Raw genomic sequence first — 25769 nt, 5'->3', positions numbered from 1 at the left:
TCGGGATGAACTTGTCACTTTCATTCCGAATTGAGAACACCGTTCTGTGAACGGCGCAAATATAAGTTCTATGTTCCGTCGGCCTGCAGGGCGGTCACGGCGATCATCTGGGTCACATCCTCGGCGCTGCAGCCGCGTGACAGGTCATTGGCCGGTTGGGCCAGCCCCTGCAAAACCGGGCCGATGGCAGAATACCCGCCAAGGCGCTGAGTGATCTTGTAGCTGATATTGCCCGCGTCGAGATTGGGGAAGATCATGACGTTGGCCTGACCGGCCACAGACGATCCGGGGGATTTGCGATCTCCGACTGATGGTACGAAGGCCGCATCGAACTGTAATTCGCCGTCGACCTCAAGATCTGGTGCCGTCTGCCGCAGGGTTTCGGTGGCTTCGATGACCTTGTCCACAGCGGCGTGTTTCGCACTGCCCTTGGTTGAAAAGCTGAGCATGGCGATTTTGGGATCAACACACAGCAATGCCCGTGCGGAGTTGGATGATGCGAGTGCGATCCTACTCAGCTCTGAAGCGCTGGGGTCGATCACAAGGCCGCAATCGGAATACAGCATCGCCCGTGCGCCCGGCATTGCGTTTTCTGGCGGGTACATCAGGAAGAATGAGGACACCATTCCCGCGTCCGGCGCCGTGCCGATCACCTGAATGGCCGTCCGCACGATATCACTGGTGGTATGGACGGCGCCGCCGACCGTTCCGGTGGCGCGCCCGCTGCGAACCAGCATGGCGGCATAAACCAGAGGAGATTCGGCGGCTTTTCGGGCTTTGGCCTGATCCACGCCCTTGTGCTGGCGCAGTTCGAAATAGGTTTGGGCAAACTCTTCGGTCAGATCCGAAGTTGCAGGGTCGTGTATAGTCGCACCATCTGATTCGGACGCGCCCAGGTCTTTCAGAGTGGCCTCGATGTCGGCGTGTACGCCGACCAGAATGACATCGGCCAGTTCAGCCGCATGGGCGGCAAGCGCCCCCGCAACAATGCGGGGATCACTGCCTTCGCATAAGGAAATTACAGGTCGGGTTGCCGGGGCGCGCTGACGCAACAGCTCGATGGGTGTCAGGGTCATGCGCTCCGGCTCCGTCCTGCAATTACACGATCTGTTCGCGCATGTCGTCCGCGGACACACCGGCAACGGCGACGGGTTTCTTCATCGCGTCACGGCGGAACGGTTCGCCCAGTTCCTGGTTGATCAAGGCTTCGATCAGGGTGGTGATGCCGTTCTTCTGATCTTCGATCGCCTGGTTCAGTGCTGCGGTCAGCTCGTCCTGGGTACGGGCAACGACGCCTTTCAGACCACAGGCCTGCGCGATTCCGGCGTAGGAGACCTTGGTGTCCAGTTCGGTGCCGACGAAGTTGTCGTCGAACCACAGGGTCGAGTTCCGCTTTTCCGCACCCCACTGGTAGTTGCGGAAGACGATCTGGGTCACGGCGGGCCATTCGTCACGACCGATGGCGGTCAGTTCGGTCACGGCAATGCCGAAGGCACCGTCGCCCGAGAAGCCAACGACCGGAGTGTCCGGGCAGCCGATTTTGGCGCCAATCACCGATGGCAGGCCATAGCCGCAGGGGCCGAACAGGCCGGGGGCCAGGTATTTGCGGCCTGCCTCAAACGACGGGTAGGCGTTGCCGATGGCGCAGTTGTTGCCGATGTCGGACGAGATGATCGCCTCTTTCGGCAGTGCGGCCTGAATGGCGCGCCACGCCATGCGCGGGCTCATCCAGTCGGGCTTGGCAGCACGGGCGCGTTCGTTCCAGGTGGTGCCCGGATCGTCCTGCTCGTGATCCATCGAGGTCAGTTCCTGCGCCCAGCGCGACTTGGTTTCCGCGATTTTCGCCTTGCGCGCGTCGCGTCCTTCGTCGCCTGCTGTGTCCGAAAGCTGCGCCAGAATATTGGTTGCAACGGTGGCCGCATCGCCCACGATGCCAACCGAGACCTTCTTGGTCAGGCCAATACGGTCGGGGTTGATGTCAACCTGGATGATCTTGGCGTTTGTGGGCCAGTATTCCATTCCATAGCCGGGCAGGGTCGAGAACGGGTTCAGACGGGTGCCAAGGCACAGAACAACGTCTGCTTCCTTGATCAGTTCCATACCCGCTTTCGAACCGTTGTAGCCCAGCGGGCCGGCAAACAGCGGATGCGATCCGGGGAAAGCGTCATTGTGCTGGTATCCAACGCAAACCGGCGCGTCCAGACGCTCGGCCAATGCCTTGGATGCCTCGATTCCGCCCTTGGACAGAACAGTACCGGCGCCGTTCAGGATGACCGGGTTCTTGGCTTCCGACAGCAGCGCGGCGGCTTCGGTGACTGCGGATGCGCCGCCCGACGGCAGTTCGAATTCGACGACGGCGGGCAGGTCGATATCAACAACCTGGGTGAAGAAGTCGCGCGGTACGTTGATCTGTGCCGGTGCCGAGGCGCGCTTGGCTTTGGTGATCACGCGGCTCAGGACTTCGGCCATCCGCGAGGGGTCGCGCACTTCTTCCTGATAGCAGACGCAGTCCGCGAACATGCGCATCTGTTCCATTTCCTGGAAGCCGCCCTGACCCATGGTCTTGTTCGCGGCCTGCGGGGTGACCAGCAGCAGCGGGGTGTGGTTCCAGTAGGCGGTTTTGACGGCGGTGACAAAGTTGGTGATGCCGGGGCCGTTCTGCGCGATCATCATCGACATCTTGCCGGTGGCGCGGGTATAGCCGTCGGCCATCATGCCGCCCGAGCCTTCGTGTGCGCAATCCCAGAAAGTGATGCCAGCTTTTCCAAAAATGTCGGAGATCGGCATCATAGCCGACCCGATGATCCCGAACGCGTGTTCGATTCCGTGCATTTGCAGGACCTTAACAAAGGCCTCTTCCGTGGTCATTTTCATGTGTGCGCTCTCCAAGCAAAGGTGGAACGGGCCAGGCACCTTGCCTTGCCTTTGCATATGGTTTTGGCGCAAGGGTGGCAGCTGCGTTAGGGCCAGAACGCGCGGCGGAATATGTCCAGAGTCGGGCCGGATCGCTCGCCAAAAAAAGGTACCGCCGGTCCCCTGTCGCGCCGTTGGCGTCCTTGGGGCGTTGGAGATACAGGGGGATTCTGTTTGAAAGCCGGGCGTCCTAATACGCGCGGATTGCGTCGGCAATCAACTTGATGCCCGGGGCTATGCGATCCGAAGTGATTGACGAATATCCGAGGCGGTAAAAGTTCCGCGGGCGGTCCGGTCCGGAAAAGAATGGTTCGCCCGGTTCGATATGCACGCTCTGGCTTTGGAGGTTGCGCGAAAGCTGTGTCGCATCCAAATGGTCGGGTGCCGACATCCATATCGATGATCCGCCCAACATACCGCGACCGGCGACCGTCAGGCCGTATTGTTCAACGGCTTTCTCAAGGGCATCCCGCCTTTGGGCAAGCGCGTTCGACATGCGTCGGATCTGCGCGTCGTAGTGGCCGAGCGACAAGAAATAGGCGGCCGTGCGTTGGATATGGCCGGGCGGGTGGCGCAGAACCAGGGATCTCAGGGCGCGGGCTTCGCGAATGAAGGGCTCGGACCCGACCATGTAGCCCAGGCGCAAACCGGGAAACAAAGATTTCGAGAAGCTGCCGACATAGATCACACGCCCGTCCCGGTCCATGGATTTCAAAGCGGGTGAAGGTGCGCCCAGAAAGGACATCTCGAATTCGTAATCGTCTTCGACGATCATCGCGTTTAATTGGCGCGCCCTGTTCAGCAGTTCGCCCCTTCGGGACACCGGCATGGTCGCGGTGGTCGGGCTTTGGTGACTTGGCGTGGTGAAGATGACGTCCGTATCGTCGGGGATGATGTCCGGCGAAAGGCCGTCCCGGTCGACCTTCAGCGGTGTGAGCTGACACTCGGAGTGGCTCAACAGTTCGCGGAGGGCGTAATAGCAGGGGTCCTCGATCGCCGCCTTGCGTGTTTTGTTCAGCAGTATACGCGAGGCCAGCCAAAGCGCGTTCTGGGCACCCAGCGTGATCAGAATCTCTTCTGGGCGCGCCGCGATTCCCCGGCGCGGCAAGGTATGACGGGCGATGAACTCGATAAGCAGGGGATCATCCTGATCCACATAGTCGCCGGTCAGCGAGGCAAAATCCTTGTGACCCAGCGCCCGCACGGCGCACAGACGCCAGTTTGCATGATCGAAAAGGGTTCGGTCTGCCTGGCCGTAGATGAATGGATACCGGTAGTCGCGCCAGTCGCTGGGCTTGGGAAGGACATCGCCTTCGGAGAACCGGCGTGCCAGCGCGGTATTCCAGTCAACGTTTTCAGCCCCACGCTGAACCGGAGTGTATTTTGGCGGCACCGGCGCGTTGTTTGAGACGTAATACCCGGACCGCCCTTTTGCAGTCAGGTAGTCATTTGCCAGAAGCTCGGTGTAGGCCAAAGTCACCGTGATCCGGCTGACACCCAGATGCGCGGCCAGTTTGCGGGAAGAGGGCAGTTTTTCCCCGACGTGAAACCGCCCTGACAAGATGCCTTCGGCAATCATCTGCTGGATTTGCGCCTGCAGCGTGCCCTGTCCGTTCAGCTCAAGAAAGAATGTGTCGACCGATATCCCCATAGGGCCTTATAGAGTGGACTTAATCGCGGGGCAATCTGGACTTAACCTCTATTGGTACGATTAGGCAAAAATCTGTTGACACGAAGAAACTATAAACCTAAATAACTAGAAAATTAGTTTAATAGAGGTGATGAAAATGTGGGAAACCGCTGCTGCAGGGTTTTCAGCCATGGGGTCCGAGGCCCGGCTGAAAGTTCTTAAGACCCTGGTCCGCGCCGGGCAGGCGGGCCTGACCGTGGGCGAAATCCAAAGTCGCACGGGCATTGCGCCATCGACGTTGGCCCATCATCTGCGGTTCCTTGCCGCTGGTGGTGTCGTGGAACAGGAAAAGATCGGGCGCACCACGATTAACCGCGCCTGTTTCGATGAGCTTCGGGATCTTGCCCAGTTCATTCTGAGTGAGTGCTGCATGGACGAAGTGGGAAAGGCCGCGAACGATGGCTGAGCTGACACAAAATCCGAAGGTACCGGCCAGATCCGTCGCCGATCTGATTAAAACGCCCTGGACAGTGATCGTGGCGCTTCTTGCAGCCGTCGCTTTTCTGGATCCCGGAAACTGGACCGAGGTGGTGACGTTTGCCGGCAAGGCGCTGGCCCATACCGGTCAATACATCCTGTTTGCCGTGTTGCTGCTGTCCTATCTCAAGGCAACAGGGGCCGAGGTCATGGTGGCACGGGCCTTTGAGGGGCGCGAGACACGAATGATCTTTCTGGCCGCCTTGTTTGGTGGCCTGGCTCCGTTCTGCTCCTGCGAGGTCATCCCGTTTATCGCCGGACTTCTGGCCCTGGGCGCGCCTTTGTCGGCCGTTATGGCCTTCTGGCTCAGCTCACCCCTGATCGATCCGCCAACGCTGTTGATCACGGCCGGGGCACTGGGGTGGCCGTTTGCCGTAGGCAAAGCCGTTGCGGCAGTGGCGCTTGGGCTGTTCGGCGGGTTCGTGGTGCGTGCCCTGATGCGCAACGGCGCCTTCTCGCAGCCTCTGCGTGAATACAAACCCGCCGGTTGCTGCGGCTGCGGCCCGAAGAAGGACGACAAACCGGTCTGGCGTTTCTGGCAGGATCCCGATCGCCGCGTGCGCTTCCGGTCCGAGTTTGTGCACAATGGTGTTTTCCTGCTCAAATGGCTTGCGCTGGCCTATGTGCTCGAGGCGCTTCTGGTCAGCTACGTACCTGCTGACATGATCGCCCGGGTTGTCGGCGGGGACGGTGTTCTGCCGATCGTGATCGCGGCGCTGGTTGGTATGCCTGCCTATCTGAATTCCTACGTCGCACCGCCGTTGCTGGCTGGCCTGACCGAGCAGGGGATGAGCGCGGGTGCCGCCATGTCCTTCATGATCGCAGGCGCGGTCAGTTCGATCCCGGCGATGGCAGCGGTTTGGTCGCTGGTCAAACCCCGTGTCTTCGCAACCTATCTGGGTCTGGGGATCAGCGGTGCAATCATCGCCGGAATACTGTTCCAGATGATCTGAAAATGAAAAACCGCCCGGCTTTCAGGCCGGGCGGTTTCAATTAGGTCGAGGCGGCTCAGCCAGCCTCGCAATATCGCGGCAGTTTGAACCGGTACCGCGCCTCGCCGCTCTCCACGTAAACCCGTTTTTCGACGCAGGCGCTGGTGCCCACGGATTGTGCAATCGGAGCTTCGGTCGACGTTATCGATGCCGCTGAACCATCCGGCAGGCGCACCGACGCCACCACGCCATTCTTCAGGTCGCCATTGATCGGCGAAGCGGTCAAAACATCGGCGACAAAATAAGAGTCGTGTTCGTGCACGCCGTCGTCATTCAGGATCAGCAAACCTGCCGTTACGGCGATGAGGGCCAGCACACCAGCAATGGCCAGACCCTTCGTCTGGACAAAAGCATAGATGGATACAGCGCGATGCGGGCCAAAAATGGCTGACAGTACGTTCAGCATGGTTCTTCCAAAAGCAAAACCCCGACCAGTCGGGCCGGGGTCACACGTCAATTATGGGCGAAGATCGTCTTCATCCTCTTCCTCGCCGCCACCCTTGGGCAGGTTGAAGAAGCTGTCGGCGTCCACGATCGGTTCGTTCTCTTCCTTGTCATCACCGTCATCGGACAGCGAGAAGGTCTCGAGACCCTCGATGGCAGTCGGGATCTTGGGCGCGGCGTCCATTTCCAGCGACTGCTCGGTCGACACCAACCTGCGGCGTTCGTCGTCGCTCATGACGCCGCCTTCGGCGGCTTTCTTGGCGGCGGCCTTCTGAACGATCGCGTCCAGCTCGGATTGTTTGCACAGGCCCAGCGCAACCGGGTCGATCGGCTGCATGTTGGCGATGTTCCAGTGGGTACGCTCGCGGATCGACTGGATGGTCGGCTTGGTGGTGCCGACCAGCTTGGCGATCTGACCGTCGCTGAGTTCGGGATGGAACTTGACCAGCCACAGGATCGAGTTCGGGCGGTCCTGACGCTTGGACAGCGGGGTGTAGCGCGGGCCACGGCGCTTTTCCTCGCCCGAGGCGGCCGGGTTGAACTTGAGCTTCAGCTTGTGCAGCGGATTGTTCTGCGCCGAGTCGATTTCTTCCTGGGTAAGCTGGTTGTTGGCGATGGGGTCGAACCCTTTGACGCCAGCAGCAACATCGCCATCCGCGATGCCCTGCACTTCAAGCTCGTGCATGCCTACGAAATCCGCGATCTGCTTGAAGCTGATCGTGGTGTTGTCCACCAGCCATACGGCTGTTGCCTTGGCCATAAGCGGTTTTGCCATCAGCCCATCTCCTATAAATACATCTTTCCCGTCGCCGGAATTCGGCGGCCCCTTGGTGTTGGGGCAGGTTTCCGTTGTCGGGGAACTTGGCCCGCTTATAGTCGCGGGAAGGCAAGAAGGGAAGAGGCGAATGCGCCAAGGAATTGCGGGGCTGGTTTTGTGGGTGTTCGGTTCAATGGCGGCGCTGGCCGATGGCGAAAAGGCGGGTGAGTTCGACTATTACGTACTGGCGCTCAGTTGGTCGCCCAACTGGTGCGCCCGCGAAGGCGATGCGCGCGGATCGGAGCAATGCGATGCGCGGCATGATCACGGCTGGATTTTGCATGGTCTCTGGCCGCAATACCATCAGGGCTGGCCAGCCTACTGCCGCACGCCAGAGTCACCGCCAACGCGCCGCATGACCCGGGAAATGGAAGACATTCAGGGCAGTTCTGGTCTGGCGTGGCATCAGTGGAAAAAGCACGGCACCTGTTCGGGTCTCAGCGCGACTGACTATTTCACATTGTCCCGCCAAGCCTATGAACGCGTTGAACGCCCACCGGTGTTTCGTAAACTGGATGCGTCGGTGAAACTGCCCGCCTCGGTCGTCGAGGACGCTTTTTTGAAAGCAAACCCCGGTCTTGAGCGCGATATGGTCACCGTAACCTGCAAACAGGGTTATATAGAAGAGGTCCGCTTGTGTCTGTCGCGTGATCTGAAACCAGTGCCCTGCGGACGGGATGTGATCCGCGACTGCACCGCCAAGGACGCCCTGTTCGATCCGATTCGTTAGAGCTTCTTGTTCTGGCAGTCCCGCGCATACTCCAGCGCCTTGGCCGTGCCTTTGAGGTCGATTGCCATCACACGCTCACCCGCCGGGTTGTAGACGGTCATGGTTCTGTTCTGCGCAATCGCGTTTACGAAGTTGCGGTCGGTGAAAAACACCGTCCCCCCTGGCACGCGATCCTGCCTGAACCCGATGGCGGTGGCGTCAAAGCTCTTGCCGTCCAGATCGAACCGGATCGGATAGTTTTTCCCGGGTTCGATATCGCCCCATGCCTTGTTGTAGACGGTGAAGTATCCGCGATCACCCAACGCGTCATAGCCCAGCCGCACGACCGACAGATCCTGATAGATCGTCTGGATCAGGCACCCGTTGCCAAGTGCGGGGTCCATCATGATGTTCCAGCCCTCGACAAAGCCTTTGTCGACAAGTTGTTGTGACAGAGCGGAGGTTGCGGTGAAAGCTGCAAAGGTGAAGGCGAGAAGGCGGGTCATCGAGGAATGCTCCAGCTAAAATGGTAGTGTTTGGATATCCTTAGCGCAGTTTTGCGCATAACCAAAGGCTGTGATCCGAAAGCGTGCAGCAGGCACGTGTCGAATAATAATGCGGCCGCCTCTACCGAAGTATCGTTTCCGTACTGTTGGAAAGATGGAAGACACACCCTTGTGTGCGAGGCAGCTTAAGCAGGCCTTCCTGATCTAGACCCAGCCAGATCCCCCTCAGCACCAAAGAAGTTACACCGTGGGTCACAATGATTGAGGGTTCTTCTTGCTCATCCAGAAAGGATCGGACTCTTGCCGATATCTCCTCAAAGCTCTCACCGCCAGGGCTGCGAAAAAACCACAAATAGCTTTCGTAAGCGTAGTCGATCTGCGACCTGATGACGTTCTTGGTTACACCTTCCCATTGGCCAAATGCGATTTCCTGAAGGCGGTGGTCAGTTTCCTGTTGCAGCTGGGGTGCAATCGCGAGCCGAGCCGTGTGCTGCGCGCGCTCTTGCGGGCTGACGACGACCCGAGACGGTGTGTTCGGAATGCGGCTCAGAATTTGGTTTTGAGTGCGCGCCTGCGCCTTGCCCGTTTCGGTCAGCGGAGAGTCCTTGCGGCCTTGAAATTTCCCAAGAGTATTCCACTCGGTTTCGCCGTGTCGCAGTATGAATAGATCGGGATATCTGCTCATAAGTCACGCACAACTCTGGAAAATCAAAGCATGATTCAAATATGTTCTCTGGACAGGTTCTGTGACCTTACAGTTCTTTCCGCGCCCTCAGCGCAGCCGTGATCGTCCCGTCGTCCAGATAATCCAGCTCACCCCCAATTGGCACACCCTGCGCAAGTGAGGTCAGGCGAACCTGTCCCTCCAACTGGTCGGCAATGTAGTGCGCGGTGGTCTGTCCGTCGACTGTGGCGTTCAGGGCAAGGATGATCTCGGTGATGCCCTCGGCCGTCACGCGGTCTTTGAGGCGGGGAATGCGTAACTCGTCCGGGCCGACACCGTCCAAGGCCGACAGTGTACCGCCCAGAACGTGATAGCGGCCTTTGAAGACACCGGCACGTTCCATCGCCCAAAGATCAGCGACATCCTCGACGACACAAAGCTCTCCGGTGGCGCGGGCCTCACTGTCGCAGATGTCACAGATGTCAGCGGTACAGACATTGCCGCAATTCAGGCATTCGCGGGCGGTGGCGGCGACCTGCTGCATTGCGTCCGACAGCGGTGTCAGCAGCAGGGCGCGTTTTCGGATCAGGTGCAGAACCGCGCGACGGGCCGAGCGCGGGCCAAGGCCCGGCAGCTTGGCCATCAGGTCGATCAGGTTGTCGATGTCGCTGTTCGAACTCACGGCCTGTCCTGTTTGGCACCGAAGGGAGCCTCCGGCGGGAGTATTTTGGAAAAGATGAAGATCAGAACGGCAGCTTGATGTCTGCCGGCAGCCCCATGCTTTCGGTCAGCTTGGCCATTTCCGCCTGAGAGCGCTCGGCGGCCTTGGTCTGCGCGTCCTTGATGGCGGCCAGGATCAGATCCTCGACCACTTCCTTGTCGTCGCCGTTGAAGATCGACGGGTCGATGTCCAGACCTTTGAGTTCGCCCTTGGCGGTGGCGGTGGCCTTGACCAGACCGGCGCCGGATTCGCCGACAACCATGAGGTTGTTCAGTTCTTCCTGCATTTCGGTCATTTTGGTCTGCAGGTCCTGCGCGGATTTCATCATCTTGGCCATATCGCCCAGACCGCCTAAACCTTTGAGCATCGGGTTTCTCCTGTAAATCGATTTGACGCCTAAATACGAAGGGTGGCTGCGTGACACAAGGGGCATGGGCATCCTCCTGTCTTCCAGGCAGATGTTCAGTCCTCTTCGAACGGGTCCCATTCGTCTTCGACCTCGGGCAGAGCCTCGGTTTCGACCTTGGCGGCGCGCTGTTCCGGGGTTTCGATCCATTTGATGCGCGCCTTGGGAAACTGCATGAGTACCGCCTGAACCAGCGGGTGTTGCTCGGCCTGGGCCCTTAGCGCGAGGTCGGCCGCGTCGCGGACCTCGGCAATCGTGGCGGCTTCGCCATCTGCCACGATGGACACGGCCCACCGATTGCCTGTCCAGCGCTGCAGCGCCGTACCCAGCCGTTGGGCAAGGTCTGTCGGGGCATGATCGGTCGGCGTAAATTCGATCCGGCCCGGTGAGTAGGCCATCAGCCGCACACCGTTTTCGACCTCGACCAGCAGCTTTACGTCCCGATTTGACCGGATCAGTTCGACCACATGTTCGAAGGTCGGATAGCGCGCCAGAGCGGTTTGGACGTCCTGTGCCAGGGCCGCAGTCGGCGCGCCGGCAGGGCCATGCGGAGCGGAAACGTAGGAAGACCTTGCCGATGCCTGAGGTTGTACCGGGGCGTGCGAGGGTACGGCCATGCCGCCACCGGGGCCTCCGTTCGGCGTGGGTGGAGGTGCGTCCTGCAAACGTTTGATCAGTTCTTCCGGGCTTGGCAGGTCGGCCACATGGGTCAGCCGAATGACGGCCATTTCCGCTGCCATCATGGCGTTTGGCGCGGCTGAGACCTCTTCGAGTGCTTTCAGCAACATCTGCCACATGCGGGTCAGAACGCGCATCGGCAGGGCTTCGGCCATTTGCTGACCGCGTGCGCGTTCGTCGGGCGAAACGGTCGGGTCCTCGGCGGCGTCCGGCGTGATTTTGACCACGGACACCCAATGGGTGATTTCGGCCAGATCGCGCAGCACGGCAAGCGGATCGGCACCCTCGGCGTACTGAGCGCTGAGCTCTGTCAGAGCCCCCGCCGCGTCGCCCCGCAGGATCATGTCCATAAGGTCCAGGACGCGGCCCCGGTCCGCCAGGCCCAACATCGCCCGGACCTGATCGGCACTGGTTTCCCCGGCCCCGTGCGAGATCGCCTGATCCAGCAGCGAAGTTGCATCACGCGCCGAACCTTCGGCCGCTCGGGTGATCAGCGCCAGTGCGTCTTCTGCGATCTGGGCGCCCTCGGCGGCGGCGATCTTGTTCAGAAGACCGATCATGTCCTCGGGTTCGATCCGGCGCAGGTCGAAGCGTTGGCAGCGCGACAGGACCGTCACCGGAACCTTGCGGATTTCCGTCGTGGCGAAGATGAATTTCACATGCTCGGGCGGTTCTTCAAGCGTCTTGAGCAACGCGTTGAACGCGCTGGTCGAAAGCATGTGAACCTCGTCGATGATATAGATCTTGTAGCGTGCGCTGGCTGCACGATAGCGGACGCTGTCGATGATTTCGCGGATGTCGTTCACGCCCGTGCGGCTGGCCGCGTCCATCTCCATCACGTCGACATGGCGGCCTTCCATGATCGCCACGCAATGTTCGCATTGGCCGCAGGGTTCGGTCGTCGGTTTGCCGTCGCCATCGGGGCCGATGCAGTTCATGCCCTTGGCGATGATCCGCGCCGTTGTCGTTTTGCCGGTGCCGCGGATGCCGGTCATGATGAAGGCCTGCGCGATCCGGTCTGCCTCGAACGCGTTTTTCAGGGTGCGCACCATGGCATCCTGACCAACCAGGTCGGCAAAGGTTTCCGGGCGGTATTTGCGGGCAAGAACCTGATAAGCGGGGCGTGGCGAGTCGGTCATTTCTGCTCTGTCGGATTCGTATCAGAAGTGCAGCGTAGAGTGCGCCGCCGCCTGCGTCCACAGCCGGTTCGCGAAATTCATTTGGGAATGCTTCGGGATGCGCGTAAAAATGAAGGCGAAAGCATTTTTGACCGGATTCTTGTGCGTAACGATTAAGGAGGGCGCGTTGCATGTCTCAGATGATTATTCATGCGCTGCAGGTCGGAGGAGGTACTCTGGCCCTGACATCAATGCCGGGGCGCGGGGGTAAATATGCCCAGGACCTGAATGCGATTTCCGACTGGAAGCCAGGTCTTGTCATTTCAATGACGACCGAAGTCGAGATGCTGCAGGACGGCGCGCGTGACTTCGGAACCGACATTCAGGCGCGCGCCTGCCGCTGGGTCCATCTGCCGGTCGAAGATTTCGGTGCACCCCCCGACGCCGTGACCGCGCGCTGGCCCGATGTAAGCGCGGCCGTCCGCCATGCCCTGTCAGGGGGCGGGCGCATTCTGGTGCATTGCCGGGGCGGCTGTGGCCGGTCCGGAATGGTGGTGTTGCGCCTGATGGTCGAATGTGGCGAGCAACCGGGTGCAGCCCTGAAACGGTTGAGGGCGGTGCGGCCCTGTGCGGTTGAAACAGATGCACAACTGGCATGGGCCACGCAATTGATTCCGGCCAGCGCGGACCCGTAGGTCAGGCCGACAAATGTCCGGCCTGGGCCGCTACTTGGCGACCTGCCAGGGCCGAAGCTTCAAGCATGGCGCAGGGCGGGTCCGACAGAATTGCGGACGGCAGCGCACGGAACTCTGCGCAGAACATCATGTCTGCATAATCCTCCAACCTGTCGCCCGGAGTTTCCTCATTCGTTCCGCAAAACACCCGGATTTTGTCTGGCCGCGCGTGGAACCGGGCCATGCACCCTTCGGGGCAATGGGCAAGCTCGCTGCTGCCTTCAATGGCGAATTGCGGGGTTGCGGCCGGGCCGGCGCTTGCCACGGCGCGCGTCAGAGCCCGCGCCATTTGCGCCAGTGCCGGACAGGGTTTGCCGGTGCGCTGGCACACAGTGGCAGAAAATTCGTGTGTCCTTGTCTTCCAGATCATAATGCGCCCTCCGCGCGCGGCGCGGGGCAAGGATCAGGTGTGACGGGGCTATGCCATCAGGACCTGCCCGGACACCCCGCCCGAGTTTCGGTTTCAGTATCGATGGCAGGTCTCCTGACTTGCGGGTCATCGCTTTGCCGACCTTCCCAGCCTTTCGGCCAGTGGTGTTTCGGCATTGCTCACCGCTTACAGTTGCGGGGGCAGTCTCGGCCTTGGTTCCTTCCGGCAATGCCAGACAGAACCGCACCGTGTTCCCTTTTCATCCCGGCCCCGGAAAGGGCGCGGAAACCATCGCCTCATCGCTAGCGGTTGCGGGGTCCCCGAGTCAAGCGCATTGCGCGGGCCGAGGCATTTGGTCCGATGCGTGGTCGGGAAAGCGGACGTTTGGTCATGTTTGCACCGGGTTGACTTGAGCGGGCGACTGGCCTGACAGATAGGTGAACTGAACTGTTCAGTTGAGAGCGGAGCATGAGATGTTGGACATACAGGAACAGGTCTTGACCGAAGACATACGATTTCCCGCCGGGACGGCTATGCTGTCGGGTCGTCTGTACCTGCCTGTTGCAGCGCCTGATATCGTAGTTGTTCTGAACAGCGCGACCGGCGTTCCCCAGGACTATTATCAGCATTTTGCCCGGTGGCTGGCGGAAGAGCAGGGCATTGCCTGTCTGACCTATGATTACCGCGATTTCGGAAAATCGCTATCGGGGCGTTTGAAGGATTCGCGTGTCACCATGTTCGATTGGGCGCTGATCGATATTCCCGCGGCCCGGGCCGAGATGCGGCGGCGATTCCCAAGTGCGCGGCAGTGGACCATTGGTCATTCGCTGGGGGGTATGCTTGGGCCATTGCAATCGGATGTGGATCAGATCGACCGGATGATTTGTGTGTGTTCCGGCCTGGTTACGTTGTCGGATCATCCCTGGCCCTACCGGGGGCTGGCCGGAATCTTCTGGTACGGGCATGCGCCTTTTGCAGTACATATGCTGGGGTATCTGCCCGGCAAGGCCATTGGGTTTGGTTCGGACCTGCCGTCAAAGGTCTACTGGCAATGGCGAAAATGGTGCACCTCGCCGAACAGCTATCTGCCTGAAATTGGCCAAGGCCTGCCCGCAGTGACCTGGTCGCGGGCCGGTGGTCCGGTTGACCTGTTTGCGATTTCGGACGACCAGATGGTGCCTGAAAATGCGGTCCGGAGGCTGGCCGAGCTATACGGCCCGGACGCCAACCGTCATGTGCTTGAACCAAAGGATTTCGGGCTGAAATCCATTGGCCACATTGGTGTTTTTGCGCGCAAAAACAAAGCGGTCTGGCCGAGGCTGATCGAGTCTGCGGAGCAGCAAGTCCGTTCCGACCGGAAAGATGTGACGATTGCGGGATGAAGTGAGAGGTTGGACATCGACCCAAGCGGGGCTCGTTGTGGCTGCTTCCTTCCGGACCTGACCAGGTTGGCGAGGCGCTCGCCCGCGCCAACCTCTCAATCGTCGATATAGGGAAGTTGCGCCAGGAAGACAACCCGTCAGAGTGACAGTCTGATCCGCAGAAAGCCTTCCGGGTCATGCCCCAGCACATGCGGATCGTATGCGTCCAGTTCGGAGAGATGCGCCCTTGCTCCCGGCCCGGTTTTCAGAATCGAAGCGTGGCCGGGAAGCCGGACAAGGCTGAAGGGGAAGGGCGCAGATTGCATCGGGTCGCCCGGTAATCCCCCCGAAAGATAGTCGCGCAGGACGTCCCTGATGGGTAAGGTCGGCAGATCGATCTGCCGGGCCTGATGCGCAACTGGGAAGTGTCCGCCGCCGCTGGCCCGGTAACTGTTCAGGGCCACAACGAATTTCTGGGTGGGTTCAATAGGGATTCCACCGCAGCAAATCTCGCAGACACGGTTTGCGGTGGGATCGACCAGCATTCCGTGAGAATCAAAACGCGCCGGCTGAGAAAGATCGATCCGATAGGTCAGGCCGAACAGCACATCGAAGTTATGCCCGGCCCGTGTTTCATCGGTCAGAGTGCGGACAGCTCCTGCATCAACCTGATTGAAAATGCCCGCCGACATTTCAAGCCAGTCACGGACCATGTCGCCGGTGACAAGCACGGCGCGCAGTTCATTCGGGAAAGAATGAAGATCCGAAACATTGCGCAAACGAACCTTTCCGGGCGGTACTTCCGTGTAGGAGCGCGGTCCCGCGCGGCCTCCGAACTTGCAGGGCGAAACAGCGGACAACAGTGGAAGCCCCCGTAGGTCTTCGTCCAGATGGAGGTTCAATGCCGCTGCCTGGGCGCTGGCGACCAAAGCGAGGCCCCGATCCGGTGCGCAAAAGCTGAAATAGCTTTGCAGGCTTTGATTGTTGTGGCCCACGGGTCTTGAGGCCAGTGCACGGGTTTCTTTGTGGCCGTAACTGAACAGATGCCGCATTCCGGGGTCTTCGGATACCGCTCCGTTCCCGTGCCGGGAAAGAACAGGAGGCAGCTGAACCTGCTGCCCGACAACCTTCCATGGCCCGGCAGAGGTTTTCTGCACATGCAGGTCGATGATGCCAAGATGCGTCCCGGCGACGCTAGGCATGACAACCGGTTTGCCATGTACATGCCCCCGGGTTGCGTCCGTATGATCCAGCCCTTCGTGATCCTTGCCGGGAAGTGTGAGATGCGTATGGCCTGCAACAATGGCGTCGATCCCGTCGATCGCGGCCAACGGTATGACGGCGTTCTCCAATCCGCGCGCGGGTTCCGAAGGTCCAAGGCCCGAATGCGCCAGCGCGACAATCACATCGCTGCCGTCCGTGCGCAGGGCCTCGACCGTCTTTTGCGCGGCCTCCAGAATATCTTCGAACACGACCACATCCTGAACCCTGTGGGCATTCCATTGCTCCGTCTGCGGCGGCAGGATCGACAAAAGACCCAGACGAAACGGGGTTTCGACGCCGTCGATCAGAAGAGAGCGTTCTAGTATTGCGCGGTCATTCCATTTGGCCCCGGTGGTCAATTGCCGGGCATTGCTGCAAATCACCGGGCACGGTGCGCCGTCCAGAATACGATTCAGCGTCGGCAGGCCAAAGTCGAAATCATGGTTGCCCAGTCCGATTGCGTCATAGCCAAGTTCCCGGAAGGCCTGAATCAACACGTGGTTGTCATCAGTCTGCTCTGCCGCCCAATCGCCAAACGGCGTTCCCTGAAGGGCATCTCCGTTGTCGAACAGGAATACCAGTGCTCCGTCTTTCTGCGCTTCTTCTCTGGCAGCGCGGATCAGGCTGGCCGTTCGGGTGAAGCCCCGCGCCGGATCCGGTTCATCCGCGTGATAGTCGAACCCTGTCAGATTCATATGCAGATCGGTCGTGGCCAAAATCCGAATGCGACCGGCTGAAGTGTGTTGGCGCTGAGACGAAACAGTGGTCGGGTGCAATTTTCTACTTTGGGCAATTCAATCTAAGCCATGTTCACCAAAAGAATGAGTAAGTGCAAATAACTTGGCGCCGGTGGGACCATTCAGCGGCATTGCCACGTCCAGGTGTTCATGAATTGGCATTGCAACAACTCGGCAGTCGTGGCAGCCCTGTGCGCAACACACTGAGGATATTAAATGAAAAACGCGGAGACAGTGACATTTGGCGGCTCGGTCCTGGATCGCGCAGCGCATCTCCGGGGAGATTCGGACAGGCTGGAACAGATGAAAACTGATCCACGCGCCGAATGCCTGCTGGTCTGGCGTGGCAAGATATTGGTGCAGGGCGAAGGTCTGGACCGGCTTGGATTGGTCGCGATGGCACATAGCCTGGTGCGCGAAGGTCCCGGAGGGGTTGTGGAAGCCCCGGTATTTCTGGGCCTTCGTGAAGACGATGCACCGATTTTTGCGGCGGATATATCGGACTGGTCGGCGGATGGGCAGGATTTGTCGGATATCGGTGCTTTTGTAGACCGGTCCGAGCAGCAGCATCCGGACCTGCCGGACGGGTACGTGTTTGCCGAATTGCGCCGGATCATGACGCGGCTGAGCGCCCGCGATGCCGAGCTTGCGGCAGCGGCCAAGGCCGTGATCGGCTGGCATGAAACGCACCGGTTCTGTGCGCGTTGCGGGGCTGCCAGTGAAATTGCACAGGCGGGGTGGCAGCGCAGCTGCCCCACTTGTGGCGGGCAGCATTTTCCGCGTACCGACCCTGTGGTGATCATGCTGATTACCCATGGAAACTCGGTCCTGATGGGGCGGTCTCCGGGTTGGCCCGAAGGCATGTACTCGCTGCTTGCGGGATTTGTCGAACCGGGTGAAACGCTGGAAGCCGCTGTGCGGCGCGAAGTAATGGAAGAGGCAGGCGTGCCAGTTGGTGCCGTTCACTATCTGGCCAGCCAGCCGTGGCCGTTTCCGGCCTCGTTGATGTTCGGCTGCGCGGGTGAGGCCCTGTCCCGCGAACTCAGGATTGATCCGGTCGAGATCGAAGACGCGATGTGGGTCAGCAAATCGGAAATGATGCGCGCTTTTTCCGGAGAGCATCCGGTCTTGTTGCCGGCCCGAAAAGGCGCCATTGCGCATTTCTTGCTGCAAAACTGGCTTGCAGACACTCTGGACTGACGAGACACTGAACGAAGGCAAAGGCACCGAGGGCGGACATGCAGTTTTCAGCGCGCGAAGATATCGAGGCCCCGATTGACGCGGTTTTCGACATGGTCGCGGATTTTGAGCGGTTCGAGCGGATGGCCATGCGCCGGGGTGTCGAAGTACGGCGACTGAACGAACAGGCCCCGATAACAACTGGTGCCACTTGGCTGACGGATTTCAATCTGCGGGGAAAACCGCGTCGGGTCGAAATACAGATGACCGATTGCGATACCCCGTCCCGCATGTGCTTTGAGATGTCCAGCAAGGGTATGAAAGGGGTGACATCGGTTGACTTTCTTGCCCTGTCCCAACGCAAAACCCGGCTGAGTGTCGAAATGTCGCTTGCTGCGAAGTCACTACCGGCTCGCCTGTTGCTTCAGTCCCTGAAGCTGGGACAATCGCGGTTCCGCCGACAGTTTCAGATTCGCCTGAGCGAATTTGCCCGTGAATTGGAAGAGCGGCATGCACACGGTGTATGACGGAAAACTTGCAGGCATAGATTGAGCAGCTATTCCATTCGCCCCGCCGTTGCGGACGATGCCGAGGGGTTGGCCGTCGTTCTGAAGGCCCTTGTTCTTGCCGGACAACGCAGCAAACCATCGGATGCGGCCTTTGCGCTGTCGCATTATCTTTGCCACCCTCAGCAGATCCGGTGTTCGGTCGCCATCGACCCCCGGGGAGCAGCATTGGGGTTCCAGTCTTTGAAGCTTGCAACTGCAGGCAAACCGTACAAGGTCGCTGAGGGGCTGGGCATTATTGGCACGCATATCAACCCGTCATCGGCCCGGCAGGGAATCGGACGGGCCTTGTTCAGATCCACCTTGCAGGCTGCGCAGAAAGTCGGCTTGCCTGCGATAGATGCCACCATTGGGGAAACCAATGTCGGGGGGTTGTCCTATTATGGTGCAATGGGCTTCACCGAATACCGCAGGTTGCCCGGCGCGATTTCGAAGTCGTTCACTCTGTCAGACTGTCAGTCGTTGAACTGACTTTTTCTGATCGTATTAGCTGGTGAGGATCGCAAAACAAAATGGGCCGCTGTCAGGCTATGACAGCGGCCCTTACCGATCAGAGTTCGGGGATCGGTTTCGCCCCCTCGAAAACCACTTAAAACACCAGCAACCAGAAAATCTTTCGATACTTTCGAAACTGACCCGCCTTGCTGATCGGTATGTCACTGTAATGCCGATAAACTTCGAGGCTCACAGTGAAGCAGTTCACATTGTTAAAACTTTTTTCATTTTTTCCAGTCGAAGAAGCCCGGTCCGGCCTGTTGCAGCAGTCTCGCTGCCATCTGGCGACCCACTTCCGCGCCGTCTGCAACATCTCCGGTCACATCCTCGGCGATTGATTCTGACCCGTCTGGGCGCAGGACTTCTCCGCGCAGCCGAAGTTGTCCATTCAGAATTTCGGCTAGGCCGGCGATCGGTGTCTCGCAGGAACCGTCAAGCGCCGCCAGCAGCGTGCGTTCCGCCGACATGCGCTGTCCGGTCTCGGCATGGTGGATGGCTTCGAGCATTTCAGCCGAACGGGTGTCGGACGCCCGGCGTTCAATGCTGATAGTGCCCTGCGCGATGGCGGGCAGCATGTCCTCGGGCGCAATGGCCGTGGCGGGGACGTCGTCCATCTGCAGTCGGCGCAGTCCGGCCATGGCCAGAAAGGTGCAGTCCGCCACCCCGTCGCCCAGCTTTTTCAGCCGGGTCTGAACGTTGCCCCGGAACTCGACAACCTTCAGGTCAGGCCGCCGGTTCAGCAATTGCGCCTTGCGGCGCAGCGACGACGTGCCGACCACGGCGCCATCGGGCAGGTCATGGATGGAACTCAGGTCCGGCGAGATGAAAGCGTCGCGAACATCCTCACGCGGCAGGAACGTGTCCAGTACCAGTCCCGCGGGCTGTTCGACCGGCATGTCCTTGGTCGAATGCACGGCGATGTCGATATCGCTGCGCAGCATCGCCTCTTCGATTTCCTTGGTGAACAGGCCCTTGTTGCCGATCTCCTTCAGCGGGCGGTCCGCGTCGATCATGGCGCGATTGTCGCCGGTGGTCTTGATGACCACGATCTCGAACGCCTCTTGGGGCAGATCAAACGCATCGCGCAGTCTTTGACGGGTTTCGTAGGCCTGCGCCAGCGCCAGTGGCGAGCCACGGGTTCCAATCTTCAGCGGCGATGCGGGGGTCGGCAGAGTCAATGTCATGCGCACAGCTTTAGTCGCGTCACATTGCCCTGACAATGGGGGCAGAGCTTGACAAATTGCCGCCGAAGGCAGACCCGTTGCGGCAAACCGGACGATTGGGGACAAATATGGCCGAGACAAAGAAACTGCTGCGGGCGCTGGCGGGCGAGGTGCAGGACGTGCCGCCGATCTGGATGATGCGTCAGGCGGGGCGGTATCTGCCGGAGTATCGCGCGACACGGGCGCAAGCAGGGGATTTCCTGTCCTTGTGCTACAACCCCGAACTGGCCGCCGAGGTCACTTTGCAGCCGATCCGCCGCTACGGGTTCGACGCAGCCATTCTGTTTGCCGATATCCTGCTGGTGCCACAGGCGCTGGGTGCCGACCTGTGGTTCGTCACGGGTGAAGGGCCGCGCCTGTCGACCATCACACGGCAGTCCGATTTTGACGCTCTGAAGCCGGTAGAGGACATCCACGAAACCTTGTCTCCGGTCTACGAAACGGTTCGGATTCTGGCGCGGGAACTGCCCTCCGAAACCACGCTGATCGGATTTGCTGGCGCGCCCTGGACCGTGGCAACGTACATAATTGCCGGGCGCGGCACGCCGGATCAGGGCCCAGCCCATGCGCTGCGCGAAGGTGACACTGCCTTGTTCGAAGCATTGATGGACCGGATCACCCTGGCCACGATCGAATACCTTTCCGCCCAGATCGAAGCCGGGGCCGAGGTGGTCAAGATTTTCGATAGCTGGGCCGGGTCGCTGAAGGGTGAAGCGTTCCGCAAATACGCCCTTGAGCCCTGTCGGGTTATCACGAAGGCCATCAAGGAACGTCACCCGGGCATCCCTATCATTGGTTTTCCGCGTGAGGCAGGGGACGGCTATGTCGGTTTTGCCAAGGCCACCGGTGTGGATTGTGTCGCGTTGGACAATTCCGTGTCGCCCGAGTGGGCTGCAGAACATGTGCAGGCCGATGGATGTGTTCAGGGAAATCTGGCGTCGTCGCATATGGTGACAGGTGGGCAGGCGCTGGTCGATGAGACGCGGCGAATTGTCGAGGCATTCTCGAATGGGCCGCACATTTTCAATCTTGGGCATGGGATCACGCCGGACGCGAACCCGGACAACGTGCAATTGATGATCGATACGGTGCGCGGTCGTTAACGACGGGCAAGGGGGCCAGCCCCCTTCTTGGCCTTCGGCCAATTCATCCCCCGGGATATTTCCGGCCAGATGAGGGGCGGATCAGCGCAGGTTGTCGAGTTCGGCCAGGATTTCCCCAGTGTGCTCACCGCGAGCAGGGCTGACGCCGGGTTGCCAATTGGCGTCTGAAAACCGCGGCGCGCCGGCAGCCTGCAAGGTTCCGTCAACCTCCCGCCAGGTTTGGCGGGCGAGGTTCATCTCGTGGTTCTGCGCCTCTTGCGGGCTGAGGACCGGGGCGACACAGGCGTCGGTGCCATTGAACAGGTCTGCCCAGTGATCGCGGGGCTTGTCGGCAAATATGGCGCTCAGCCGCCGCGTCTGGTCGTGCCAGAGCTGTGGCTTGAACTGTTCCTTGAAAGCCGGATCCCCGGACAGATTCAGAACGCTCAGGAAAACAGCGTAGAATTTCGGTTCGAGGCATTGAACCGAGACAAAGCCACCATCGGCGCAGCGATAGGTGCGGCTCCAGTGCGGACCGTCCAGCAGGCTTTGACCGCGGGTGTCTGACAGGTTGCCGGTCTGGCGTAGACTCATCAGCAGGTTCATCATATGGGCGGATCCGTCGTAGATCGCCGCATCGACAACGGTGCCTCGTCCGGTTCGTTGCGCATTGATCAGTCCGGCCAGAACACCGGCGACCAGATACATCGCCCCTCCGCCAATATCGCCGACCAGCGTTGCCGGTGTTTGCGGCGGGTGATCCGGAGCAGAGGCGTACCAGAGTGCGCCCGACATGGCGATATAGTTCAGATCGTGGCCAGCGTCGCCCGACAGCGGGCTGTCCTGTCCCCATCCGGTCATGCGGCCGTAAACCAGCCTGGTGTTCCGGGCCTGGCAGATCTGCGGACCGAGGCCCAGTTTTTCCATGACACCTGGGCGAAATCCTTCGATCAGCGCATCGGCCGAGGCGATCAGGCGTTTGGCCGTTTCAAGGTCATCGGGATTTTTGAGGTCCAGATCGATTGAGCGTTTTCCACGATCCAGCAGCGAACGTTCCGGCATTCCGGGTGTCACAGCCCCGCCCTTGCGGTGAATGGTAATGACGTCCGCCCCAAGATCCGCCAGCAACATGGCCGCGAATGGGCCAGGTCCCAGCGCTTCGATTTCGATGACGCGTATTCCGTGCAGCATGACTGTCCTCCGTTGTCGCGCAAAATTTCGGGATGGCCGCAAAAATGCAAGGTCGGAGTTGCCGGGCGGGTGCGTTTCGAATCCGGCGTGCTTGCCTGCCACCACTATTCAGCGCTAGGTCTGTGAGAACCGTCAGAGAAACGACAAAGGGTCCGCGACCATGCAGATGAGTGATACCCGTGAAATCAAGGCATCGCCTGCCGAGTTGTATGCCGCGTTGCTTGACCCGGAGGTTTTGAAAGCCTGTGTCAGCGGCGCGCAAGAGGTTTCGGGCAACCCGCAGGACGGCTACGAGGCCACGGTTGTGCAGAAGGTTGGCCCGGTAAAGGCGACGTTCAAAGGCATCGTCACAATGTCGGACATGGTCGAGGCCGAACGGCTGACCATTGCTGGTGAGGGAAAGGGCGGCGCGGCGGGTTTTGCCAAGGGTCGCGCCACGGTGACATTTCAGCCAAACGCCGAGGGCGGCACAGTTCTGAGCTATGACGTCGATGCCAGTGTCGGTGGCAAACTTGCGCAACTGGGCAGCCGTCTGATCGACGGGTTTGCCAAGAAAATGGCAGATCAGTTCTTCGTAAACCTGCAGTCGCATTTCGAAGGTCCGGCAGAAGAAACTGCGGAAGACGGGGATGGGGAAAGCGGTAAAGGATGGCTGGGGCGCTTGACGGGCCGGGACTGATCCGTTTGTAAATGGTCCGTTCGGTAACGGCGCGGCACGGATGGGTCGCTGTCACCACAGGGAATATGCATGACCACCATTCTGTCCATCAGGGATCTGCGAAAATCGTATGCCGATGGTTTTGAAGCGCTGAAAGGCGTCTCTCTGGATATCGAGCAAGGTGAAATACTGGCACTGCTGGGGCCAAACGGGGCCGGAAAGACAACTCTGATTTCAACGATTTGCGGGATAACCACGCCCAGTTCCGGGTCTGTCACGGTGGGTGGTCACGATATTCAGACAGAGTTTCGCGCCGCCCGCAGGATGATCGGTCTGGTGCCGCAGGAGATTGCGCTGGAACCGTTTGAGAAGGTCTGGAACACGGTGCGGTTTTCCCGGGGTCTGTTCGGGCTGGGCCGTGACAACGCCCGGCTTGAGGAGATTCTGCGCAAGCTCTCGCTGTGGGAAAAGCGCAGAAACGCCATCCGGGAATTGTCGGGCGGCATGAAGCGGCGGGTGCTGATTGCCAAGGCGCTGGCTCATGAGCCACGCGTGCTGTTTCTGGATGAACCCACCGCCGGTGTTGATGTCGAATTGCGCAAGGACATGTGGGAGATCGTGGCCGAGTTGAAGCGGGCCGGTGTCACCATCATCCTGACCACCCACTACATCGAAGAGGCCGAGGCCATCGCCGACCGTGTAGGCGTCATCGACAAGGGTGAGTTGTTGCTGGTGCAGGACAAGGACACCCTGATGGCGCAGATGGGGAAAAAGCAGATCGAGGTCATGCTGACCGAGCCGATCCCGACCATCCCGGACAGTCTTGCCGCGCACAATCTGGTTCTGAACGGAAGCGGGGACACCTTGGTCTACACCTACGACACGCATGCCGACAGGACGGGTATCACCACGTTGCTGAACGATGTTGCACAGGCCGGTCTGGTGTTGCGTGACGTGCAGACCCGGCAGTCGAGCCTTGAGGAGATTTTCGTCAACCTGGTGTCGGGAGAACCCGCATGAACTGGTCTGCCATTGCCGCCATCTACCGGTTCGAGATGCAGCGCTTTTTCCGCACTCTGGCGCAAAGCTTTCTGTCGCCGGTGTTGTCGACCTCTTTGTATTTCGTGGTCTTCGGCACGGCCATCGGCAGCCGCATCCAGGAGGTTGAGGGCGTATCGTATGGCGCCTTCATCGTGCCGGGGCTTATCATGCTGTCGGTGGTGATGCTTTCGATCTCGAACGCATCTTTCGGCATCTATTTCCCGAAATTCCTGGGCACGATCTACGAACTCCTGTCGGCCCCGGTCAATTTCATCGAAATCGTGATCGGTTACGTTGGCGCGGCAGCGACAAAAGCGTTGTTTGTGGGCGTGGTGATTTTGATTACCGCTACCTTCTTTGTGGATCTCAGGATTGAACACCCATTGGCGATGATGGCCTTTCTGGTGCTGACTTGCCTCAGTTTTTCGTTGCTGGGCTTCATCATTGGTATCTGGGCCAGCAATTTCGAGCAGATGTCGCTGGTGCCGCAACTTGTGGTCACGCCTTTGATCTTTTTGGGCGGGACATTCTACTCGATCTCGATGCTGCCGCCGGTGTGGCAGACAATCACCCTGTTCAATCCGGTCGTCTATCTGATTTCGGGGTTCCGGTGGTCCTTCTACGGGCTTGCGGATGTGCCCATCGTGTTTAGCCTGCTGGCCATTCTGGCCTTTACCGGGATCTGTCTGGGCATCATCGGCTGGATCTTCAAAACCGGCTGGCGCATTCGCAGCTAGGGCGTTGCATTTTTGCCCATCGGATGTGTTTATTTGGTTCACGTCGCGTTTATGGCCGCGTCCGTCTCTTGTTTACCGTCAGGCAGCACTCTACATCGGCATCCATGAAACTCAGCCTTCCGTTTGTCAAAAAGCAGCCGCTTGTGGCCGTTGTGCGTTTGTCCGGCGCGATCGGGATGGCCGGTCGCGGGTCGCTGAACGACACCACGCTGGCCCCGATTCTGGAAAAGGCATTTCGCAAGGGCAAGCCTGCTGCCGTCGCGCTTGAGATCAACTCGCCCGGCGGTTCCCCGGTGCAAAGTTCCTTGATCGGCGCACGTATCCGGCGGCTGGCGGAGGAGCTTAACATCCCTGTTTTCGCCTTTGTCGAGGATGTCGCGGCCTCGGGTGGCTACTGGCTGGCGGCGTCTGCGGATGAGATCTTTGCCGATGATAGTTCCGTGCTGGGTTCGATTGGCGTGATATCCTCGGGCTTTGGTGCGCATGTTTTCCTGAAACGCCAGGGGCTCGAACGGCGCGTACACACAGCGGGTCAGTCGAAATCCATGCTGGACCCCTTCGCGCCGGAAAAGAAAGAGGATGTGGCACGACTGCAGGGTTTGCTGGGCGATATCCACGATAACTTCATCACCCATGTCGTCACACGGCGCGGTGACAAGCTGGATGACGCGGCGGACCTTTTCAGTGGCGAAATCTGGCTGGCCAAACGCGCGCAGGAGCTGGGGCTGATCGATGGTATCGCGCATCTCAAACCGAAGATGCAGGAGCGGTTTGGCGATAAGGTGAAATTCCGCCGCTATGGCGTCCGCAAACCGATCTGGTCCCGCTTTGGGGCCGCCGTGGCGCAGGATGCAATTGCCGGTCTGGAGGAGCGGGCGGCTTACGCGCGCTTCGGTTTGTAACGTGATCATCAAGGCCGTCACTCTTTTTCTGATCGCCATGGGTGTATTGGCGATGTTCGGAAAGCTGCGCTTTCCTGGGCAGAAGCGGCTGCAGT

The 25769-nt window shown here is 59.8% G+C and carries 27 protein-coding genes, 1 other RNA gene and 1 riboswitch; of the genes, 13 read left to right on the top strand and 15 right to left on the bottom strand.

Going from position 1 to position 25769, the window contains the following annotated elements:
- Nucleotides 1-68: 68 nt before the first annotated feature.
- The 3 genes from pta to pdxR all read right to left on the bottom strand — a co-directional run bounded on the left by pta (nucleotide 69) and on the right by pdxR (nucleotide 4564).
- Nucleotides 69-1076, bottom strand: coding sequence for a phosphate acetyltransferase (gene pta / locus ACR0J8_RS02720; RefSeq protein ID WP_480888838.1), 1008 nt, complete (start codon nucleotides 1074-1076; stop codon nucleotides 69-71).
- A gap of 22 nt (nucleotides 1077-1098) precedes the next feature.
- Nucleotides 1099-2874 carry a sulfoacetaldehyde acetyltransferase gene (gene xsc, locus ACR0J8_RS02715; protein ID WP_170614289.1) on the bottom strand — a complete coding sequence of 592 codons (1776 nt, stop codon included), beginning with the start codon at nucleotides 2872-2874 and terminating at the stop codon, nucleotides 1099-1101.
- 229 nt (nucleotides 2875-3103) lie between these two features.
- On the bottom strand, nucleotides 3104-4564 hold the full coding sequence (pdxR, locus tag ACR0J8_RS02710) for a MocR-like pyridoxine biosynthesis transcription factor PdxR (RefSeq protein ID WP_480522799.1): 1461 nt from the start codon (nucleotides 4562-4564) through the stop codon (nucleotides 3104-3106).
- 136 nt (nucleotides 4565-4700) lie between these two features.
- Here pdxR and ACR0J8_RS02705 point away from each other — a divergent pair, with 136 nt between their 5' ends.
- Both ACR0J8_RS02705 and ACR0J8_RS02700 read left to right on the top strand, forming a co-directional pair.
- Nucleotides 4701-5009, top strand: a complete 309-nt coding sequence (locus tag ACR0J8_RS02705; protein WP_170807456.1) for an ArsR/SmtB family transcription factor — start codon at nucleotides 4701-4703, stop codon at nucleotides 5007-5009.
- Nucleotides 5002-6033 carry a permease gene (locus ACR0J8_RS02700; protein WP_480522800.1) on the top strand — a complete coding sequence of 344 codons (1032 nt, stop codon included), beginning with the start codon at nucleotides 5002-5004 and terminating at the stop codon, nucleotides 6031-6033. The genes ACR0J8_RS02705 and ACR0J8_RS02700 overlap by 8 nt, the downstream gene beginning before the upstream one ends.
- Before the next feature lie 55 nt (nucleotides 6034-6088).
- On the opposite strand, the gene ACR0J8_RS02695 is transcribed toward ACR0J8_RS02700, so the two are convergent.
- Both ACR0J8_RS02695 and ACR0J8_RS02690 read right to left on the bottom strand, forming a co-directional pair.
- Entirely contained in the window at nucleotides 6089-6478 is a 390-nt protein-coding gene (locus tag ACR0J8_RS02695) for a hypothetical protein (protein ID WP_480813030.1), read from the bottom strand.
- Between the two features lie 51 nt (nucleotides 6479-6529).
- Nucleotides 6530-7291, bottom strand: a complete 762-nt coding sequence (locus ACR0J8_RS02690; RefSeq protein ID WP_170614294.1) for a DUF1013 domain-containing protein — start codon at nucleotides 7289-7291, stop codon at nucleotides 6530-6532.
- A 130-nt stretch (nucleotides 7292-7421) separates the two neighbouring features.
- Between ACR0J8_RS02690 and ACR0J8_RS02685 the strand changes: the two genes are divergently transcribed.
- Nucleotides 7422-8063 carry a ribonuclease T2 family protein gene (locus ACR0J8_RS02685; RefSeq protein ID WP_480522802.1) on the top strand — a complete coding sequence of 214 codons (642 nt, stop codon included), beginning with the start codon at nucleotides 7422-7424 and terminating at the stop codon, nucleotides 8061-8063.
- On the opposite strand, the gene ACR0J8_RS02680 is transcribed toward ACR0J8_RS02685, so the two are convergent.
- The 5 genes from ACR0J8_RS02680 to ACR0J8_RS02660 form a co-directional block, all read right to left on the bottom strand.
- The gene (locus ACR0J8_RS02680; protein WP_170614296.1) at nucleotides 8060-8548 is read right to left on the bottom strand and encodes a hypothetical protein; all 489 of its coding nucleotides are present in this window, start codon (nucleotides 8546-8548) and stop codon (nucleotides 8060-8062) included. The genes ACR0J8_RS02685 and ACR0J8_RS02680 overlap by 4 nt on opposite strands.
- Before the next feature lie 121 nt (nucleotides 8549-8669).
- Complete coding sequence (locus ACR0J8_RS02675; RefSeq protein WP_480888837.1) at nucleotides 8670-9233, bottom strand: histidine phosphatase family protein; 564 nt, start codon at nucleotides 9231-9233, stop codon at nucleotides 8670-8672.
- A 67-nt stretch (nucleotides 9234-9300) separates the two neighbouring features.
- Nucleotides 9301-9894 (bottom strand): recombination mediator RecR, encoded by a 594-nt coding sequence (gene recR / locus ACR0J8_RS02670; protein ID WP_170614298.1) that lies wholly within the window; start codon nucleotides 9892-9894, stop codon nucleotides 9301-9303.
- 61 nt (nucleotides 9895-9955) lie between these two features.
- The gene (locus tag ACR0J8_RS02665; RefSeq protein WP_170328851.1) at nucleotides 9956-10300 is read right to left on the bottom strand and encodes a YbaB/EbfC family nucleoid-associated protein; all 345 of its coding nucleotides are present in this window, start codon (nucleotides 10298-10300) and stop codon (nucleotides 9956-9958) included.
- 95 nt (nucleotides 10301-10395) lie between these two features.
- The gene (locus ACR0J8_RS02660; RefSeq protein ID WP_480522806.1) at nucleotides 10396-12156 is read right to left on the bottom strand and encodes a DNA polymerase III subunit gamma/tau; all 1761 of its coding nucleotides are present in this window, start codon (nucleotides 12154-12156) and stop codon (nucleotides 10396-10398) included.
- A gap of 170 nt (nucleotides 12157-12326) precedes the next feature.
- Here ACR0J8_RS02660 and ACR0J8_RS02655 point away from each other — a divergent pair, with 170 nt between their 5' ends.
- A complete protein-coding gene (locus ACR0J8_RS02655; RefSeq protein ID WP_480522807.1) occupies nucleotides 12327-12830 on the top strand; it encodes a protein-tyrosine phosphatase family protein in 504 nt (167 codons plus the stop codon).
- Between the two features lies 1 nt (nucleotide 12831).
- Here ACR0J8_RS02655 and ACR0J8_RS02650 read toward each other — a convergent pair whose 3' ends face one another.
- Entirely contained in the window at nucleotides 12832-13239 is a 408-nt protein-coding gene (locus ACR0J8_RS02650) for a hypothetical protein (protein ID WP_170679526.1), read from the bottom strand.
- Nucleotides 13240-13326: 87 nt separating this feature from the next.
- A riboswitch (cobalamin riboswitch) is annotated at nucleotides 13327-13547 on the bottom strand.
- A gap of 165 nt (nucleotides 13548-13712) precedes the next feature.
- Between ACR0J8_RS02650 and ACR0J8_RS02645 the strand changes: the two genes are divergently transcribed.
- On the top strand, nucleotides 13713-14621 hold the full coding sequence (locus tag ACR0J8_RS02645; protein ID WP_480888836.1) for an alpha/beta hydrolase family protein: 909 nt from the start codon (nucleotides 13713-13715) through the stop codon (nucleotides 14619-14621).
- Here ACR0J8_RS02645 and ffs read toward each other — a convergent pair.
- Both ffs and ACR0J8_RS02635 read right to left on the bottom strand, forming a co-directional pair.
- Nucleotides 14621-14719: signal recognition particle sRNA small type (gene ffs, locus ACR0J8_RS02640), an RNA gene on the bottom strand. The two genes, ACR0J8_RS02645 and ffs, sit on opposite strands and share 1 nt — an antisense overlap.
- 39 nt (nucleotides 14720-14758) lie before the next feature.
- The gene (locus ACR0J8_RS02635) at nucleotides 14759-16639 is read right to left on the bottom strand and encodes a bifunctional 2',3'-cyclic-nucleotide 2'-phosphodiesterase/3'-nucleotidase (RefSeq protein ID WP_480522809.1); all 1881 of its coding nucleotides are present in this window, start codon (nucleotides 16637-16639) and stop codon (nucleotides 14759-14761) included.
- 177 nt (nucleotides 16640-16816) lie between these two features.
- Between ACR0J8_RS02635 and nudC the strand changes: the two genes are divergently transcribed.
- From nudC to ACR0J8_RS02620, 3 genes are read left to right on the top strand one after another with little or no spacing between them, the layout of a single operon-like run.
- On the top strand, nucleotides 16817-17800 hold the full coding sequence (nudC, locus tag ACR0J8_RS02630; protein WP_480522810.1) for an NAD(+) diphosphatase: 984 nt from the start codon (nucleotides 16817-16819) through the stop codon (nucleotides 17798-17800).
- A gap of 38 nt (nucleotides 17801-17838) precedes the next feature.
- Nucleotides 17839-18306 (top strand): SRPBCC family protein, encoded by a 468-nt coding sequence (locus tag ACR0J8_RS02625; protein WP_170679533.1) that lies wholly within the window; start codon nucleotides 17839-17841, stop codon nucleotides 18304-18306.
- Nucleotides 18307-18327: 21 nt separating this feature from the next.
- Nucleotides 18328-18816, top strand: coding sequence for an N-acetyltransferase family protein (locus ACR0J8_RS02620; RefSeq protein ID WP_480888835.1), 489 nt, complete (start codon nucleotides 18328-18330; stop codon nucleotides 18814-18816).
- 248 nt (nucleotides 18817-19064) lie between these two features.
- Here ACR0J8_RS02620 and hemC read toward each other — a convergent pair whose 3' ends face one another.
- Complete coding sequence (gene hemC, locus ACR0J8_RS02615) at nucleotides 19065-20024, bottom strand: hydroxymethylbilane synthase (RefSeq protein WP_480888834.1); 960 nt, start codon at nucleotides 20022-20024, stop codon at nucleotides 19065-19067.
- Between the two features lie 107 nt (nucleotides 20025-20131).
- Here hemC and hemE point away from each other — a divergent pair, with 107 nt between their 5' ends.
- Nucleotides 20132-21166: a uroporphyrinogen decarboxylase gene (gene hemE / locus ACR0J8_RS02610; RefSeq protein WP_480888833.1), complete on the top strand. Its 1035-nt coding sequence runs from the start codon at nucleotides 20132-20134 to the stop codon at nucleotides 21164-21166.
- Nucleotides 21167-21247: 81 nt separating this feature from the next.
- On the opposite strand, the gene ACR0J8_RS02605 is transcribed toward hemE, so the two are convergent.
- Nucleotides 21248-22336, bottom strand: a complete 1089-nt coding sequence (locus ACR0J8_RS02605; protein WP_480522814.1) for a CaiB/BaiF CoA transferase family protein — start codon at nucleotides 22334-22336, stop codon at nucleotides 21248-21250.
- A 160-nt stretch (nucleotides 22337-22496) separates the two neighbouring features.
- Here ACR0J8_RS02605 and ACR0J8_RS02600 point away from each other — a divergent pair, with 160 nt between their 5' ends.
- The 4 genes from ACR0J8_RS02600 (at nucleotide 22497) to ACR0J8_RS02585 (ending at nucleotide 25674) form a co-directional block, all read left to right on the top strand.
- Nucleotides 22497-23015 carry an SRPBCC family protein gene (locus ACR0J8_RS02600; RefSeq protein WP_480522815.1) on the top strand — a complete coding sequence of 173 codons (519 nt, stop codon included), beginning with the start codon at nucleotides 22497-22499 and terminating at the stop codon, nucleotides 23013-23015.
- 69 nt (nucleotides 23016-23084) lie between these two features.
- On the top strand, nucleotides 23085-24014 hold the full coding sequence (locus tag ACR0J8_RS02595; RefSeq protein ID WP_170679543.1) for an ABC transporter ATP-binding protein: 930 nt from the start codon (nucleotides 23085-23087) through the stop codon (nucleotides 24012-24014).
- Complete coding sequence (locus ACR0J8_RS02590; RefSeq protein WP_170614311.1) at nucleotides 24011-24772, top strand: ABC transporter permease; 762 nt, start codon at nucleotides 24011-24013, stop codon at nucleotides 24770-24772. The genes ACR0J8_RS02595 and ACR0J8_RS02590 overlap by 4 nt, the downstream gene beginning before the upstream one ends.
- A gap of 104 nt (nucleotides 24773-24876) precedes the next feature.
- On the top strand, nucleotides 24877-25674 hold the full coding sequence (locus ACR0J8_RS02585) for a S49 family peptidase (RefSeq protein WP_480888832.1): 798 nt from the start codon (nucleotides 24877-24879) through the stop codon (nucleotides 25672-25674).
- The last annotated feature ends 95 nt before the right edge of the window (nucleotides 25675-25769 follow it).

The organism is Ruegeria sp. N11, from assembly GCF_056531525.1.
The sequence above is the reverse complement of the archived record's forward strand: the minus strand, read 5'-3'. Positions and strand labels throughout refer to the sequence as shown.

Bases quoted from the DNA above. Each gene is read 5' to 3' on its own strand.
- pta (WP_480888838.1), bottom strand. From the start codon at position 1,076: ATGACCCTGACACCCATCGAGCTGTTGCGTCAGCGCGCCCCGGCAACC.
- xsc (WP_170614289.1), bottom strand. From the start codon at position 2,874: ATGAAAATGACCACGGAAGAGGCCTTTGTTAAGGTCCTGCAAATGCAC.
- pdxR (WP_480522799.1), bottom strand. From the start codon at position 4,564: ATGGGGATATCGGTCGACACATTCTTTCTTGAGCTGAACGGACAGGGC.
- ACR0J8_RS02705 (WP_170807456.1), top strand. From the start codon at position 4,701: ATGTGGGAAACCGCTGCTGCAGGGTTTTCAGCCATGGGGTCCGAGGCC.
- ACR0J8_RS02700 (WP_480522800.1), top strand. From the start codon at position 5,002: ATGGCTGAGCTGACACAAAATCCGAAGGTACCGGCCAGATCCGTCGCC.
- ACR0J8_RS02695 (WP_480813030.1), bottom strand. From the start codon at position 6,478: ATGCTGAACGTACTGTCAGCCATTTTTGGCCCGCATCGCGCTGTATCC.
- ACR0J8_RS02690 (WP_170614294.1), bottom strand. From the start codon at position 7,291: ATGGCAAAACCGCTTATGGCCAAGGCAACAGCCGTATGGCTGGTGGAC.
- ACR0J8_RS02685 (WP_480522802.1), top strand. From the start codon at position 7,422: ATGCGCCAAGGAATTGCGGGGCTGGTTTTGTGGGTGTTCGGTTCAATG.
- ACR0J8_RS02680 (WP_170614296.1), bottom strand. From the start codon at position 8,548: ATGACCCGCCTTCTCGCCTTCACCTTTGCAGCTTTCACCGCAACCTCC.
- ACR0J8_RS02675 (WP_480888837.1), bottom strand. From the start codon at position 9,233: ATGAGCAGATATCCCGATCTATTCATACTGCGACACGGCGAAACCGAG.
- ACR0J8_RS02665 (WP_170328851.1), bottom strand. From the start codon at position 10,300: ATGCTCAAAGGTTTAGGCGGTCTGGGCGATATGGCCAAGATGATGAAA.
- ACR0J8_RS02660 (WP_480522806.1), bottom strand. From the start codon at position 12,156: ATGACCGACTCGCCACGCCCCGCTTATCAGGTTCTTGCCCGCAAATAC.
- ACR0J8_RS02655 (WP_480522807.1), top strand. From the start codon at position 12,327: ATGTCTCAGATGATTATTCATGCGCTGCAGGTCGGAGGAGGTACTCTG.
- ACR0J8_RS02650 (WP_170679526.1), bottom strand. From the start codon at position 13,239: ATGATCTGGAAGACAAGGACACACGAATTTTCTGCCACTGTGTGCCAG.
- ACR0J8_RS02645 (WP_480888836.1), top strand. From the start codon at position 13,713: ATGTTGGACATACAGGAACAGGTCTTGACCGAAGACATACGATTTCCC.
- nudC (WP_480522810.1), top strand. From the start codon at position 16,817: ATGAAAAACGCGGAGACAGTGACATTTGGCGGCTCGGTCCTGGATCGC.
- ACR0J8_RS02625 (WP_170679533.1), top strand. From the start codon at position 17,839: ATGCAGTTTTCAGCGCGCGAAGATATCGAGGCCCCGATTGACGCGGTT.
- hemC (WP_480888834.1), bottom strand. From the start codon at position 20,024: ATGACATTGACTCTGCCGACCCCCGCATCGCCGCTGAAGATTGGAACC.
- hemE (WP_480888833.1), top strand. From the start codon at position 20,132: ATGGCCGAGACAAAGAAACTGCTGCGGGCGCTGGCGGGCGAGGTGCAG.
- ACR0J8_RS02605 (WP_480522814.1), bottom strand. From the start codon at position 22,336: ATGCTGCACGGAATACGCGTCATCGAAATCGAAGCGCTGGGACCTGGC.
- ACR0J8_RS02600 (WP_480522815.1), top strand. From the start codon at position 22,497: ATGCAGATGAGTGATACCCGTGAAATCAAGGCATCGCCTGCCGAGTTG.
- ACR0J8_RS02595 (WP_170679543.1), top strand. From the start codon at position 23,085: ATGACCACCATTCTGTCCATCAGGGATCTGCGAAAATCGTATGCCGAT.
- ACR0J8_RS02590 (WP_170614311.1), top strand. From the start codon at position 24,011: ATGAACTGGTCTGCCATTGCCGCCATCTACCGGTTCGAGATGCAGCGC.
- ACR0J8_RS02585 (WP_480888832.1), top strand. From the start codon at position 24,877: ATGAAACTCAGCCTTCCGTTTGTCAAAAAGCAGCCGCTTGTGGCCGTT.